The organism is Humidisolicoccus flavus (genome assembly GCF_045689595.1).
GTDB classification, from domain to species: domain Bacteria; phylum Actinomycetota; class Actinomycetes; order Actinomycetales; family Microbacteriaceae; genus Humidisolicoccus; species Humidisolicoccus flavus.
Genome location: NZ_CP142724.1, coordinates 551,707 through 565,790, shown reverse-complemented (window position 1 = coordinate 565,790; position 14,084 = coordinate 551,707). Strand labels below are relative to the sequence as shown.

The window sequence follows — 14,084 nt, the reverse complement described above, 5'->3', positions numbered from 1 at the left end:
TCCAAATGGACACCACCCTCTTCATCGCTCGCCGGTGTTACGCGCTCTTTGCTGCGCTAAGCGGGGTCGCTTGGCGGACTGTGCCGACGTGTCCCGCAGCGTCTTCAAGATGTGCGCGAAGGAACCACTGGAACTGCTCGAGTTCACGGGTCTGTGCGATGAGCAGGTCTTCGCTGATCGGGTCGACATCGCCCACAGCAGCAATCGCGTCGCGGTGTGCGGCGACAACTGACTGATAGACCACGTCGAGCCCTGCGATGTGCTCCTGCGTGCCGGCACGGTGGATCTCGTAGTCTCCACCGGTGCGATCAGCGACGAGCGCCCCTGGCAAGCCATTCGGTGAGACACCGAGGGTTGCCATGCGCTCAGCGAGTTCGTCGACAAAGCCACGAACCAGGTCGACCTGAGGATCGAGCATCTCGTGCACTGCGATAAAACCGGGCCCGATGACATTCCAGTGCGCGTGCTTCAAAGTCAGGTGCAGGCTGTTCAGAGCGTGCAACTGCTTCTGCAGGGTGAGCGCGACCGTGTGGCCCGCGTCGACAGTCAGGCCTGGAACCGTGAACCCAGCCTTCGAGTTCGAGGTTGTGTTGACGTTTGAGTTCTTCGACATTCCTTGTCCTTCCTTCCGGATGTCCATCGTGGAGTTCTTCAACTGTGGCACGGAAACAATTCGTGCGCTAGCAAGGGAAGGCAGTCCTTCCTAGCCCTGTCCTTCGCGAATCTGGCGGAGATCTCGCTTGAGATCATGGAGCTCGTCGCGGAGCCTTGCCGCGAGTTCGAACTTGAGTTCGCTCGCAGCTTCGGTCATTTGATCGGTCATGTCTTTGATGAGTTGTTCGAGCTGACCCGGACCGGTCGCGAGGTTCTTCTTCAAGCGCGGTGTCGGAGCGCCACGCTTCTGGTCGTTCAGGAGTTCTTCGGTGTCGGCTTGTTCGCGTGCCAGCACGTCGGTGATGTCCGCGATGCGCTTTCGCAGCGGAGTCGGATCGATCCCGTGCTCGAGGTTGTACGCAATTTGGATGTCGCGACGGCGCGTCGTCTCGTCGATTGCGAGACGCATTGAATCCGTGATGCGGTCGGCGTACATGTGGACTTCACCGCTCACGTTTCGAGCGGCACGACCGATCGTCTGAATGAGGGAAGTCGAGGAGCGCAGGAAGCCCTCTTTATCGGCATCAAGAATCGCGACGAGCGAAACTTCTGGGAGATCGAGACCCTCGCGAAGGAGGTTGATGCCGACCAGCACGTCAAACACTCCCTGTCGGAGCTGGGTGAGGAGTTCGACGCGGCGGAGCGTGTCGACGTCCGAGTGGAGATAGCGCACTCGAACCCCGGACTCTGTGAAGTACTCGGTGAGTTCCTCCGCCATCTTCTTCGTCAGCGTTGTGACGAGGATGCGCTCATTGCGATCAGTACGGACGCGGATCTCTTCGAGCAGGTCATCGATCTGGCCCTTGATCGGCTTCACGATGAGTTGCGGGTCAACCAGTCCGGTTGGACGGATGATCTGTTCGACCACCGTGTCTGCGAGCCCCATCTCGTACTTGCCGGGCGTCGCCGAAAGGTAGACCTTCTGCGGCACTCGGTCGAGAAACTCAGGGAACTTGAGTGGTCGGTTGTCGAGAGCGCTCGGCAAGCGGAAGCCGTGATCGACGAGAGTGCGCTTTCGACTCGCATCGCCCTCATACATTGCACCGATTTGCGGGACTGTCACGTGTGATTCATCAATGACGACGAGGAAATCGTCGGGAAAATAGTCGAGCAGGCAATCGGGTGCTTCGCCCGGGTTTCGCCCGTCAATGTGGCGAGAGTAGTTTTCGATGCCGGAGCAGAAGCCGATTTGCTCCATCATCTCGAGGTCGAAGCTCGTTCGCATTTTGAGACGCTGGGCCTCAAGGAGCTTACTTTCGCGCTCGAAGACCTTGAGTTGGCTGTCGAGTTCGTCGCGAATGGTGTTCATCGCCCGGTTCATTCGATCGGTCGATGCGACATAGTGACTCCCCGGGAAAACAGACACGGCATCGAGTTTTTCGACGACATCGCCGGTGAGCGGGTGCAGGTGATACAGGCCTTCGATTTCGTCACCGAAGAGTTCGATGCGGATCGCCAGCTCTTCGTACATCGGGATGATCTCAATGGTGTCGCCACGCACGCGGAACGTGCCGCGGGTGAATGCGACGTCGTTTCGCTGATACTGCATTTGCACGAAGCGACGAATGAGTTCTTGACGGTCGAACCGTGCGCCGACCTGCAACGCGACCATCGCTTCGAGATATTCACTCGGAGCGCCGAGACCGTAGATGCACGACACGGTCGAAACCACGATCACGTCACGGCGACTCAGGAGTGAATTGGTGGTGGAGTGCCGGAGTCGCTCGACTTCCGCGTTGAGCGAGGAGTCTTTTTCGATAAAGGTGTCGGTTTGCGGGACGTAGGCCTCTGGCTGGTAGTAGTCGTAATACGAGACGAAGTATTCGACGGCGTTGCCAGGAAAGAGCTCCCGGAATTCGTTCGCAAGCTGCGCAGCGAGTGTCTTGTTGTGGGCCAGCACGAGCGTTGGTCGTTGCACCTGCTCGACCAGCCACGCGGTGGTCGCGCTCTTGCCTGTACCGGTTGCGCCGAGCAGGACGACATCGGTTTCGCCTCGGTTGACCGCTGCCGTCAGCTCGGCGATGGCCTTCGGTTGGTCACCGGAGGGCGTGTACTCGCTGACGACTTTGAAGGGCCGTACTGAGCGCGTTGGTTCCATCAGATCAGACTACGAGGAACCACTGACATCATGGTCGGCGTTCGCTGACAACGTGAGGAGCTCCGCCCAGAGCGCTTCCGTTTGCGCGTGAGTCTGGTCGAGCGAACCGCCGGTGTCGATGACGTAATCTGCGACCGCAAGGCGCTCCCCATCGCTGGCCTGCGATGCGATCCGTGCCTCCGCTTCCTCTCGGGTCATCCCGCGGCGAGTGATGAGCCGCTCGATGCGGGTTTCGACGGGCGCATGAGCCACGACGACCGAGTCGAAGGTGGACTGAGCACCCGTCTCGACGAGGAGCGGAATGTCGTACACGATGACGGAGCCAGGGTGCTCGGCTCGAATCGCCCGAACTCGCTCCTGCACGCGTGCCCGAATTGCGGGATGAGTGATCTGCTCGAGATCCCGCCGTGCTGTCGCGTCGTCGAAGATGACTCGACCGAGTGCTTGGCGATCAAGTGACCCGTCAGCGCGAAGCACCTCCTGGCCGAAACGATCCACGATCAGCGCGAACGCCGGCTCGCCCGGCTCGACGACTTCACGCGCCACCGCATCCGCATCGAACACGATCGCTCCGAGCGACTGCAGCGTGCGAGCAATCGTTGATTTGCCAGCAGCGATGCCTCCTGTGAGACCGAGAAACGTCATAGCACTATCGAAACATAGAACACCGAGTTCTGGACGCCAGTCGATCAGGAACACCCGGGTCCCCATTGGTGAGGACGAGTAGCATTCGAGCAAGAAACCTCCGAGGAGATGCCATGTTTGAATTTCTCACCGGTAGCGGGCTTGCCGCAGCCGCCGGATTGAACGCCTACGTCCCGCTGCTCGCGGTTGGCGTTGCAAACCGGTTTTTCCCCGAAGCGCTGAATCTGCCAGAAGGCTGGTCTTGGCTGAGCAACGGATGGGTGCTCGTCATTCTGGTCGTGCTGCTCATCGTCGAGTTCGTCGCGGACAAGATTCCTGCAGTGGACTCGATCAACGACATCATTCAGACGATCGTCAGACCAACCTCCGGTGGACTCGTCTTCGGCTCATCGTCCGGTGCGACGAGCCTTGCGGTGACCGACCCGGCCGCGTTCTTCCAGAGCAACCAGTGGGTTCCGATCGTTGTGGGCGTCGTGATCGCGCTTGCGGTGCATGGGACGAAGGCTGCGGCGCGCCCCGCCGCGAACCTTGCGACACTCGGTGTCGCCGCTCCCCTCGTATCGACCGCCGAAGATGCAGCGAGCATTGGACTGACATTGGCTGCGATTCTCGCTCCCCTGCTGGTCATCATCGGGTTGATCGCTTTGGTCTGGGTTGGAATCTACTTGATCCGCAAGCGCCGTGCCCGTGCTCGGTTCTCTGAGCGATTCGACTCGGTCTAACCCAGCTGCGGGCGTCTATCCGCGTTGCGATCAACCGCACGAGGGACAAAAAGTGGCCGGGCGAGTTGCCCGGCCACTTTTTGTGAACTCGTCGAACGCTATTCAGCGCTTCCCGTCAGCTTCTCACGGAGCGCTGCAAGCGCCTCGTCGTCTGCCAGGGTGCCAGCGCCCGCTTCGGTCGAGGAGAAGGTCGAGCCACCAAGGGCTGCCTCTTCTGCCTCGTCCGCGCGTGCAGCGACGACCTGAGCCTTGTGTGCTTCCCAACGCGCCTGGGCTGCCGCGTACTCGGCTTCCCACTGCTCGCGCTGCTCGTCGAAGCCGTCTTTCCACTCGTTCGTCTCGGAGTCGAAGCCCTCAGGGAACTTGTAGTTGCCCTGGTCGTCGTACTCAGCGAGCATGCCGTAGAGCGCTGGGTCGAACTCAGTGCTCTCTGGGTCGACACCCTCGTTCGCCTGCTTGAGCGAGAGAGAGATGCGGCGACGCTCGAGGTCGATGTCGATGATCTTCACGAAGACCTCGTCACCAACCGAAACGACCTGCTCTGCGGTCTCAACGTGCTTGCCCGAGAGCTCCGAGATGTGCACGAGGCCTTCGATGCCGTCGGCGACGCGAACGAACGCGCCGAACGTGACGAGCTTGGTGACCTTTCCAGGTGCAACCTGACCGATCGCGTGCGTGCGTGCGAAGACCTGCCATGGGTCTTCCTGCGTTGCCTTGAGCGAGAGCGAAACACGCTCGCGGTCGAGCTCGACCGTGAGGATCTCGACGGTGACTTCCTGACCGACCTCGACCACTTCACTTGCGTGCTCGATGTGCTTCCAGGAGAGTTCAGAAACGTGGACGAGACCGTCAACGCCGCCGAGGTCAACGAACGCACCGAAGTTGACGATCGAGGAGACCACACCCTTACGGACCTGGCCCTTCTGGAGGCTGTTGAGGAACTGGCCGCGGCTCTCGGACTGCGTCTGCTCGAGCAGCGCACGACGTGAGAGCACGACGTTGTTGCGGTTCTTGTCGAGTTCGAGGATCTTCGCTTCGATCTCCTGGCCAAGGTATGGCGTGAGGTCGCGAACGCGACGGAGCTCGATGAGCGAAGCAGGAAGGAATCCACGCAGACCGATGTCTACGATGAGTCCACCCTTGACGACCTCGATGACCGAACCGGTCACGACGCCATCTTCGTCCTTGATCTTCTCAACGTCGCCCCATGCGCGCTCGTACTGTGCGCGCTTCTTGGAGAGGATGAGGCGGCCTTCTTTGTCTTCTTTCTGAAGAACAAGCGCCTCGACGCTGTCGCCGACCTCGACGACCTCAGTGGGGTCGACGTCGTGCTTAATGGAAAGTTCGCGGGAGGGAATAACACCTTCGGTCTTGTAACCGACGTCGAGAAGGACCTCATCGCGGTCAATCTTGACGACAGTGCCCTCAATGAGGTCGCCATCGTTGAAGAACTTCAGAGTCTTCTCGACGGCGGCCATGAAGTCTTCGGCCGAGCCGATGTCGTTCACAGCGACCTGCTTCGGAGCTTTGGTCGTTGCAGTGGTCATAGAGTTTGTACTTTCACGGACATAATCGGGCCTTGGTGAACGAAGTTCTGGAGTGCGCACCAAAGCGAGCGGAAATTTCTGATTGCCACAGTTGTGACCAAATAAGCCTACTCGCCTTTCTCTCACTGCTCAACACCGATTCCGCGCGTTGCGTCAGGTTTTTGGACGAGGCGGACATTGGACACGCGCTGAGCCAAGCACAATGGTGGTGACCCGATCATTGATCGGGCCACCAACATTGGATGCGATCGCTATCGAGTGACCGCTCCGCGAAGGGTGTCGAGACCGACACCTCCGATGTTCAGCACTCGCATGTGGAACTGCTTGAGATCGAAGTCGCTCCCGGCCTTCGCCGCGGCCTCATCGCGAATCTGTTCGAAAATTCGCTGCCCGACCTTGTACGAGGGTGCCTGTGCGGGCCAGCCGAAGTACCGGTTGACCTCGAAGCGCACGAAAGGCTCGTTCATGTTGACGTTCTGCTTCATGAATTCGAAGGCGTACTCGAAGTCCCAGGTGCCGGTGCCGTCGAGTCGGGGCTTGCCGAGGTGCACACCGATGTCGAGCACGACGCGCGCGGCACGCATTCGCTGGCCGTCGAGCATGCCGAGGCGATCTGCCGGGTCATCGAGGTATCCGAGGCTTTCCATAAGGCGTTCCGCGTAGAGCGCCCAGCCCTCAGCGTGCCCCGAGGTGCCCGCGATACGGCGCCAGGCGTTCAGCTCGTCCTTGTTGTACACCGCTTGCGCGAGCTGGAGGTGGTGTCCTGGAACGCCCTCGTGGTAGACGGTCGTCAGCTCGCGCCAGGTGTCGAACTCGGTCACTCCCTCTGGCACCGACCACCACATACGACCGGCGCGCGAAAAGTCATCGGTCGGCGGCGTGTAGTAGATACCACCAGTCTGCGTCGGGGCGATCATGCACTCGAGGTTCTTCAGCGGCTCCGCAATATCGAAGTGCGTCTTCCCGAGCTCTTCGATCGCGGCGTCGCTCGTACGCTGCATCCATTCCTGCAACGCTTTCGTCCCGTGCAGCTTTCGATTCGGATCCTGTTCCAGGAACTCGATCGCTTCTTGCACGGTCGCACCTGGCTTGATCTCGTTCGCAATCGCTTCTTGTTCGACACGCATGCGTTCGAGTTCAGCGATCCCCCACTCGTAGGTCTCATCGAGATCGATCGTTGCGCCGAGGAAACTCCTCGAGAGCAGTGAGTAATACTCGCGTCCCACCGGGTCGTTGGGGTTCGCTGCAGGAGCGAGCTCGTCGCGAAGGAACGCCGCGAGGCTTGCGTGCGCCTGGGTCGCTGCTTCTGCGCCCGAGACGAGATCGGCCTGCAGCGCATCGCCGAGGTTCGCGTTGCTCGCGCTCTCCCCCGCGATGAAGTCCTTGAAGAATCCGCGACCAGCTTCGAACTCTTTGAGTTGGTCGATCACTGCCGGGATCTGGCGAGCAGCCGGAGTGTTCTCGTGCTCGATTCCCGCCCGGAGCGTCTCGATATACCCTTCGATCGCGCCCGGCACATTGTGCATACGGCGCGCGATGTCATCCCAGTGCTCAGCGGTCGCCGTCGGCATGAGGTCGAAGATGTCGCGAATCGTCTGAGCATTGCTCGCAAGATTGTTCAGGTCGCGTTCTGCCCAGCCTGATTCGGCGATCTCGAGATCGAGGCGGGTTTCACGAAGCAGATCCTCCTTGGTGACCCAGTCGATATCGTCCTGCGGAGCTTCCGCTTCGAGGGCTGCGATGGTTGCTTTCGCGAGCTCGATCCGAGCGGGCATCCCTGCGGGTGACAGATCGCCGTACTGGCTCTTGTCGCCCGGTGCGCCAAGGTAGACCCGGCCCGTCGGAGAGAGTTCGAGGCTCTTGGTGAGAGCATCTTCGGCAATCCGGTCGATCGGCGTTTGTGTGCGCTTCTTTGCGTTCTCAGTCATAGTTCGACTGTAGCAACGCACAAGCGGTCTCAGCGCAGTGGCGAAGCCTCGCGCACGAGGGGCATCACTGCGGACTCGAAGGCGTCGATGCCGTCGTGGGTGTAGGCGACGTCAGGCATGTAGGCGATGAAGATCGAAGCGCCGGCGTCCCGCAGTGGGAGTAATTGCGCCGCGACTTGCTCGGGCGTGCCGATGATCGCACTCGCGCTGGAAAACGCTGCGTTCTGCGATGCACCGGGCAGCACGGCGTTTGTGCGCTCGAGCACCCGCTCATACTCGGCCTTCGCCTCGGATTCGGTCTCGCGAACGATGACATTCACATTCGTCGAATGGCGCAGCGTCGCCGGATCCCGACCGACTCGTTCGCAGTGTTCGAGCAGAATCTCACGCTTTCTTGTGAAGTGTTCTGCGCTCCCGCCGAAATTCGTGACGTCAGCCCAACGAGCCGCGTACTTCAGTGTGCGCTGTTCGCCCGCGCCGGCGATCCAGGTCGGGATATGTGGCAAGTCGTCGCGCCCTCGCTGCAACGGCTGCGGGACGCAGAGCGCGCCCTCGACGCTGAAGTGCTTCCCTTCGAGCGTCGCGCTCCCCTCCGACCACATCCGCTGGATGATTTGAACGCCTTCGGCGAGAGCCGCAAGACGATCGCCTGTTCCAGGGAATCCGTAGCCGTAGGCTCGCCACTCATGCTCGTACCAGCCGGCGCCGATTCCGAAATCGAGGCGCCCGTTGCTGATGAGGTCGACAGTCGCCGCGATTTTTGCAAGGAACGCGGGATTCCGGTAGCCAATGCTCGTGCACATCTGTCCGAGCCGAATTCGGCTTGTCGAACTCGCAAGTGCGGCCATGACCGACCAGGCTTCAAAGGTTGATTCTTTGACCGGGGCGGGCACCGTGTGCATGTGGTCGTACACCCAGAGTGAATCCCATGCACCGTCGTCGAGTCTCTTCGCGACGCCAGAGAGCGCATTCCATTGCGCTGCCGGGTCGATACCGACGAGGTCGAGGCGCCACCCCTGTGGGACGAACGCTCCGAACTCAATGACCGAGGTCAATGAGCTGCCTCGTCCCAGTTCGCGCCGATACCGATCGCGATTTCGAGAGGAACGCTGAGTTCCGCGGCGCCCTGCATGCCGTCTTTGACGATCTCTTGCAAGGCTTCGAGTTCACCGGCAGCGACCTCGAAAACGAGTTCGTCGTGGACCTGGAGCAACATTTTGGATCGCAGCTTCGCATCGGCCATGCCTTGCGCAACACGAAGCATCGCGATCTTCATGATGTCTGCCGCCGAACCCTGGATCGGAGAGTTCAAGGCTGCACGTTCCGCGTTCTCGCGCGCCACTCGGTTGGTTGAAGAAAGATCAGGGAACGGACGACGACGACCGAAAATCGTCTGGGTGTAGGAGTCGTCCTTCGCTTGTGCGACCACTCCGCGAAGGTAATCGCGAACAGCACCGAACCTGGTGAAGTAATCGACCATCAACTGTTTCGCTTCTGCGTTGGTGATGCGCAATTGCTTTGCGAGTCCGAAGGCGCTGAGCCCATATGCAAGGCCATAGCTCATTGCCTTGACCTTCGAGCGCATTTCGTTCGTCACGTCTTCCGGCTCAACGGAGAAGATCCGTGCGCCCACGAACCGGTGCAGGTCTTCGCCAGATCGGAAGGCCTCGATCAGCCCCTCATCACCAGAGAGATGCGCCATGATTCGCATTTCGATCTGCGAATAGTCAGCGGTGAGCAAGGTCTCGAACTCTGATCCGTGCACGAACGCGGCGCGGATCTCTCTTCCGACCGCTGCCCGAACCGGGATGTTCTGCAGGTTAGGGTCGTTCGATGAGATTCGACCGGTCGCGGTGCCCACTTGGTCGTAGGAAGTGTGGATGCGGCCGTCGTCCTGCAGCGAGCGTTGCAGAGTCTCGATCATTTGCGCGAGTTTGGTTGCGTCGCGGTGCTGGAGCAGGAGATCGAGGAATGGGTGCGGATTGCTCTGCTGAAGATCGGCCAGTGCAGCCGCATCGGTCGAGTACCCGGTTTTCGTCGCACGGGTCTTTGGCATCTCGAGCTCTTCGAACAGCACCGTCTGCAGTTGCTTCGGGCTACCGAGGTTGACCTCATGTCCGATCGCTTCGAAAGCGGCCGCTTGGTGTTCGGACGCCAGCGTGCGAAGTCGTTGCTGCAATTGGTCGAGCACTGCAGCGTCGACCGTGATGCCCTGCTGCTCCATGGCGATCAGAACGGGCACCGCGGGCAATTCGATTTCTTCGAGCACCTTGAGCGAGCCAGCGTCGAGCTTCGCGCGTTGCGCCTCGGCGACTCTCGCGACGAACCACGCGCGAGTTGCGATCTCACCTGCAGCGGTGTCTGGCACGAGCTGGTCTGGATCGGGGGTCGGGATCGTTTCGAGGAGTTCGCGGTCGACGATGTTCTCGAGCGTGAAATTCTTCGGTGGTGCACCAGGAGTCAACAGTGATGCAGCGATCCGGGTGTCGAAGACGACACCGCGCACTGTGAATCCCGCGTTCGTGAGCACCGGGAGCTGATGCTTCGCGTCGTGCAAGACCTTTGGGGCGTCCGATTCGAGCCACGAGGAAAGACCCTCGTAATCACCCGTGCCGGCCGCGAATGGAACATGCACGCTCGATGACGCGGTCGCGAGCCCAAACCCAAGAAGCTCTTCGCCAGCGGTCTCTGCAAGAACAACGACTTCTTCGTCGAGACGCTCGAGCCAGGTGGTCAGCTCCTCGTCGACCATCTTGTGCACCGCCGGCGCAGTCACCGTGGAGACCGGCGCTGCCGGAGCATCGGCGCCCGCGAGCTTGAGCACGCGCTCGAGCAGCGTTCGGAACTTTAGACGATGGAAAACCTCAGTGACCGCTTCTGGGTCGATCGTGCCACGAAGCAGTTCTTCGGGCTTGACGCCCAGGTCGACATCGGTCAGCAGGCGATTGAGGCGACGGTTTCGAAGCGCGCGGTCTGACTGCTCACGCAGGTTGTTTCCAACAACGCCCTTAATGTCGTCAGCGTGCTTCAGAATCTCGTCGACGGATCCGTACTGCTGGACCCACTTGACCGCTGTCTTTTCGCCGACTTTGTCGATACCGACAAGGTTGTCGCTCGTTTCACCGACCAGCGCAGCGATTTCCGGATACTGCTCCGGCTCGATGCCGTACCGCTCGCGGACAGCCTCCGGGGTGTAGCGCTTGAGTTCTGAAACGCCGCGAGCCGCCGGATACAAGAGCGTGACGTCTTCATTGACGAGCTGGATGGTGTCGCGGTCGCCCGAGACCACGAGCACTTTGAAGCCAGCTTTTCGGCCTTCGACGCTCAGTGTGGCAAGGATGTCGTCGGCTTCGAAGTCTTCTTTACTGAGGGTGCGGATCCCCATTGCGTGAAGGGACTCTTCAAGGAGCGGGATCTGGCCTTTGAACTCGGCCGGCGTCTCTGCTCGAGTGCCCTTGTACTCGGGGTACTCGCGCGTGCGGAATGAAAACCGAGATATATCGAAGGCCACCGCGAGATGGGTCGGTTGCTCCTTGTTCAGGAGTGAGAGCAACATCGAGATGAAGCCGTGAATCGCGTTGGTGTGCTGCCCCTTGTCGTTAACAAAACTGTCGACAGGGAGCGCAAAAAAAGCGCGAAAGGCAAGAGAGTGGCCATCAATGACCATGAGGGTAGGCTGTTCGTCCGACACCCTCTCAGCCTAGCGAGAGCGCCCGACAAAGGAGAGCAAATGATCGATCCAACCGTGGGAACGACCGACGCCGCCAAGCATTTTCTCGCGCAACGCGGGGCTGGCGAACTCGCTGAACGCATGGAGATCGAATTTCTTGAACTGAGCGCAGAGCGGAGTGTCGCGACGATGCCCGCTGAGGGCAACCGGCAGCCGGTCGGCATCATTCACGGTGGCGCCTACTGCGTCATTGCAGAGAGCCTCGGATCGATCAGCGCCAACATCCACGCAGGCGAATCCCGCTTCGCAGTCGGCGTCGATATCAACGCAACGCACACGCGCAGCGTGACGAGTGGGACAGTAACCGCCGTGTGCACCGCGCTGCACCTCGGTCGGTCAACGACCGTGCACGAAATCGTGGTGAGCGATGAAGAGGGCCGTCGCGTCTCCACCGCTCGCATCACGAATTTCCTTCGCGACCGCTGATCTTTGGCGTCTCCGAGCGCTAGTGTTTGTCCTTTTTCTCACCGAGCTGCTCGATGACGGCAGCGGCGACTTCAGCCATGGTGAGTCGACGATCCATTGAGGCCTTCTGAATCCAACGGAAGGCTTCTGGTTCGCTCAGGCCCATGCGCTGGTTCAACAGGCCCTTCGCCCGGTCGACGATCTTCCGTGTCTCGAAGCGTTCTGCAAAGTCTGCGACTTCACTTTCGAGCTGCGTGATCTGGTCGTGGCGAGCGAGCGCGATCTCGATCGCGGGCAGCAGGTCGTTCGGTGTGAACGGCTTGACCACATAGGCGAGCGCTCCAGCCTCTCCAGCGCGTTCGACGAGTTCTTTCTGGCTGAACGCGGTCAACAGCACGACCGGAGCGATCCGGCCCGCAGTGAGTTTCTCAGCAGCCGTAATGCCGTCCATCTTCGGCATCTTGACGTCCATGACCACGAGGTCGGGACGTAATTCGGTCGCCAACTGCACGGCTGATTCACCATCTCCGGCCTCGCCGACAACGTCGAAACCGTTGTCGCGCAAGGTCTCGATGATGTCCATGCGAATCAGAGACTCGTCTTCAGCGACGAGCACGCGGCGTCGAACCTCACCGGAGTCTGCAATGATGGGTTCGGCGAATTCTGGATCTGTCATGGGTATAGCCTAAAGTATTGCGAGCGGGGTTTTCCCTCAGCCGGCTTGGCGGAATGGTAGACGCGACGCACTCAAAATGCGTTACTCGAAAGGGTGTGAGAGTTCGAGTCTCTCAGCCGGCACAAAAAAGGTTTGGGCCCGGGGTTTTCTCCCCGGGCCCAAACCTTTTTCCTTTGAACTACACCTCGATGCGACGCTTGCCGTGGTACGCCTCCACGGGGTCTTCGTGGGTCGCGCCCACGATGTGCACACGCACGTCGTTCGTGGTTCCGGCGTTTCCGGGAGGGCTCCCGCTGATGACAACGACCTTCGAGCCGACAGGTACGAGCCCATCTCCGATGAGCACGTCATCGACCTGACGGAACAGATCATCGGTGTGGAAGACACGGTCGACGAGTCGAGTGTGGATTCCCCAGATCAACTGCATGCGGCATTCGATTTCCGGATCTGGCGTGAGCCCGATCATGGGAATCTTCGAGCGAAGTCGAGACATGCGTCGCGCTGAGTCACCGGACTCGGTGAAGACGACGATCGCCTCCGCATCGACGAATGTGGCGATGTCCAGCGCCGCGAGCGTCATTGCGCCACCCTGCGTGCGTGGCTTCGTGCCGAGCGGTGGGATCCGCTTGATGCCCTTTTCTTCCGTTGCCGCGATGATGCGCGACATCGTCTCGATCGTCTCGATCGGGTAAGCACCGACACTCGTCTCACCCGAGAGCATGACGGCGTCTGCGCCATCGAGAATTGCGTTCGCGCAGTCGCTCGCTTCCGCGCGTGTCGGGCGAGGGTTCTCGATCATCGATTCGAGGACCTGGGTGGCAACGATCACTGGCTTCGCCCAGCGGCGTGCGAGCTCGACAGCACGCTTCTGCACAATCGGGACCTGCTCGAGCGGGAGCTCGACACCGAGGTCTCCGCGGGCGACCATGATGCTGTCGAATGCATCAACGATCGCAGCAAGGTTCTCGACGGCCTGCGGCTTCTCGATCTTGGCGACCACAGGAACCTTGCGACCCTCTTCGGCCATGATCTCGTGCACGCGGTTGATGTCATCCGCATCACGGACGAACGAAAGTGCGATGAGGTCGGCACCGATCGCCAATGCCCAGCGGAGGTCGGCTTCGTCCTTCTCGCTCAGCGCGGGAACGTTCACTGCAACGCCGGGCAGGTTGATGCCCTTGTTGTTCGAGACCATGCCGCCGACGACGCACTCGGTGACCACCTGGACGCCGTCGCTCTCGAGCGCGACGAGCGAGATCTTGCCGTCGTCGATCAACAGCGGATCGCCGGGGCTCACATCTTTGGACAACCCCTTGAACGTCGTTGAGACGAGCCCGGGTTCACCGGGGACGTCTTCTGTGGTGATGATGAGCTTGTCGCCCGGAGCGATCATGAACGGACCGGTCGCGATCTTGCCGAGACGGATCTTCGGTCCCTGCAGGTCGACGAGCACTGCGACGGGCTTGCCGAGTTCATCGCTCGCACTGCGAATGTTCTTGTACACGGATTCGTGCACCGAGTAATCACCGTGACTGAGGTTCAGGCGGGCGACATTCAGCCCGGCCTCAATAGCCTCTTTGGTTTTCTCATAGCTCGCGAGCGATGGACCAAAGGTCGCAACGATCTTTGCGCGTTTCATTTTAGAGATTCTCCCTCACTTGACGGGCGGAGGATCCGCT

At 60.4% G+C, this 14,084-nt stretch carries 11 protein-coding genes and 1 tRNA gene; 3 read left to right on the top strand and 9 right to left on the bottom strand.

From position 1 onward, the window contains the following. Positions 1–37 precede the first annotated feature (37 nt). From U2H20_RS02690 to coaE, 3 genes are all read right to left on the bottom strand, one after another. Entirely contained in the window at positions 38–613 is a 576-nt protein-coding gene (locus tag U2H20_RS02690; RefSeq protein WP_430592965.1) for a Dps family protein, read from the bottom strand. A 90-nt stretch (positions 614–703) separates the two neighbouring features. Next, positions 704–2,752, bottom strand: coding sequence for an excinuclease ABC subunit UvrB (gene uvrB, locus U2H20_RS02685; RefSeq protein ID WP_430592964.1), 2,049 nt, complete (start codon positions 2,750–2,752; stop codon positions 704–706). 9 nt (positions 2,753–2,761) lie between these two features. After that, complete coding sequence (gene coaE, locus U2H20_RS02680; RefSeq protein WP_430592963.1) at positions 2,762–3,397, bottom strand: dephospho-CoA kinase; 636 nt, start codon at positions 3,395–3,397, stop codon at positions 2,762–2,764. Positions 3,398–3,510: 113 nt separating this feature from the next. Between coaE and U2H20_RS02675 the strand changes: the two genes are divergently transcribed. Continuing rightward, on the top strand, positions 3,511–4,119 hold the full coding sequence (locus U2H20_RS02675) for a DUF4126 domain-containing protein (RefSeq protein WP_430592962.1): 609 nt from the start codon (positions 3,511–3,513) through the stop codon (positions 4,117–4,119). A 98-nt stretch (positions 4,120–4,217) separates the two neighbouring features. Here U2H20_RS02675 and rpsA read toward each other — a convergent pair whose 3' ends face one another. The 4 genes from rpsA to polA form a co-directional block, all read right to left on the bottom strand. Continuing rightward, positions 4,218–5,666 carry a 30S ribosomal protein S1 gene (rpsA, locus tag U2H20_RS02670; protein WP_430592961.1) on the bottom strand — a complete coding sequence of 483 codons (1,449 nt, stop codon included), beginning with the start codon at positions 5,664–5,666 and terminating at the stop codon, positions 4,218–4,220. A gap of 251 nt (positions 5,667–5,917) precedes the next feature. Further along, positions 5,918–7,594, bottom strand: coding sequence for a DUF885 domain-containing protein (locus U2H20_RS02665; RefSeq protein WP_430592960.1), 1,677 nt, complete (start codon positions 7,592–7,594; stop codon positions 5,918–5,920). 29 nt (positions 7,595–7,623) lie between these two features. Further along, positions 7,624–8,649 (bottom strand): LLM class F420-dependent oxidoreductase, encoded by a 1,026-nt coding sequence (locus U2H20_RS02660; RefSeq protein WP_430592959.1) that lies wholly within the window; start codon positions 8,647–8,649, stop codon positions 7,624–7,626. After that, entirely contained in the window at positions 8,646–11,261 is a 2,616-nt protein-coding gene (gene polA, locus U2H20_RS02655) for a DNA polymerase I (protein WP_430592958.1), read from the bottom strand. Before polA ends, U2H20_RS02660 begins: the two co-directional genes overlap by 4 nt. Before the next feature lie 63 nt (positions 11,262–11,324). On the opposite strand from polA, the gene U2H20_RS02650 reads away from it, so the two are divergent. Continuing rightward, positions 11,325–11,750, top strand: coding sequence for a PaaI family thioesterase (locus U2H20_RS02650; protein ID WP_430592957.1), 426 nt, complete (start codon positions 11,325–11,327; stop codon positions 11,748–11,750). 19 nt (positions 11,751–11,769) lie between these two features. Here U2H20_RS02650 and U2H20_RS02645 read toward each other — a convergent pair whose 3' ends face one another. Then, entirely contained in the window at positions 11,770–12,405 is a 636-nt protein-coding gene (locus U2H20_RS02645) for an ANTAR domain-containing response regulator (protein WP_430592956.1), read from the bottom strand. 39 nt (positions 12,406–12,444) lie between these two features. On the opposite strand from U2H20_RS02645, the gene U2H20_RS02640 reads away from it, so the two are divergent. Then, positions 12,445–12,527, top strand: a tRNA-Leu gene (locus U2H20_RS02640). A gap of 56 nt (positions 12,528–12,583) precedes the next feature. Here the strand turns inward: U2H20_RS02640 and pyk are convergent. Continuing rightward, positions 12,584–14,044, bottom strand: coding sequence for a pyruvate kinase (gene pyk, locus U2H20_RS02635; RefSeq protein WP_430592955.1), 1,461 nt, complete (start codon positions 14,042–14,044; stop codon positions 12,584–12,586). Positions 14,045–14,084: the final 40 nt, after the last annotated feature.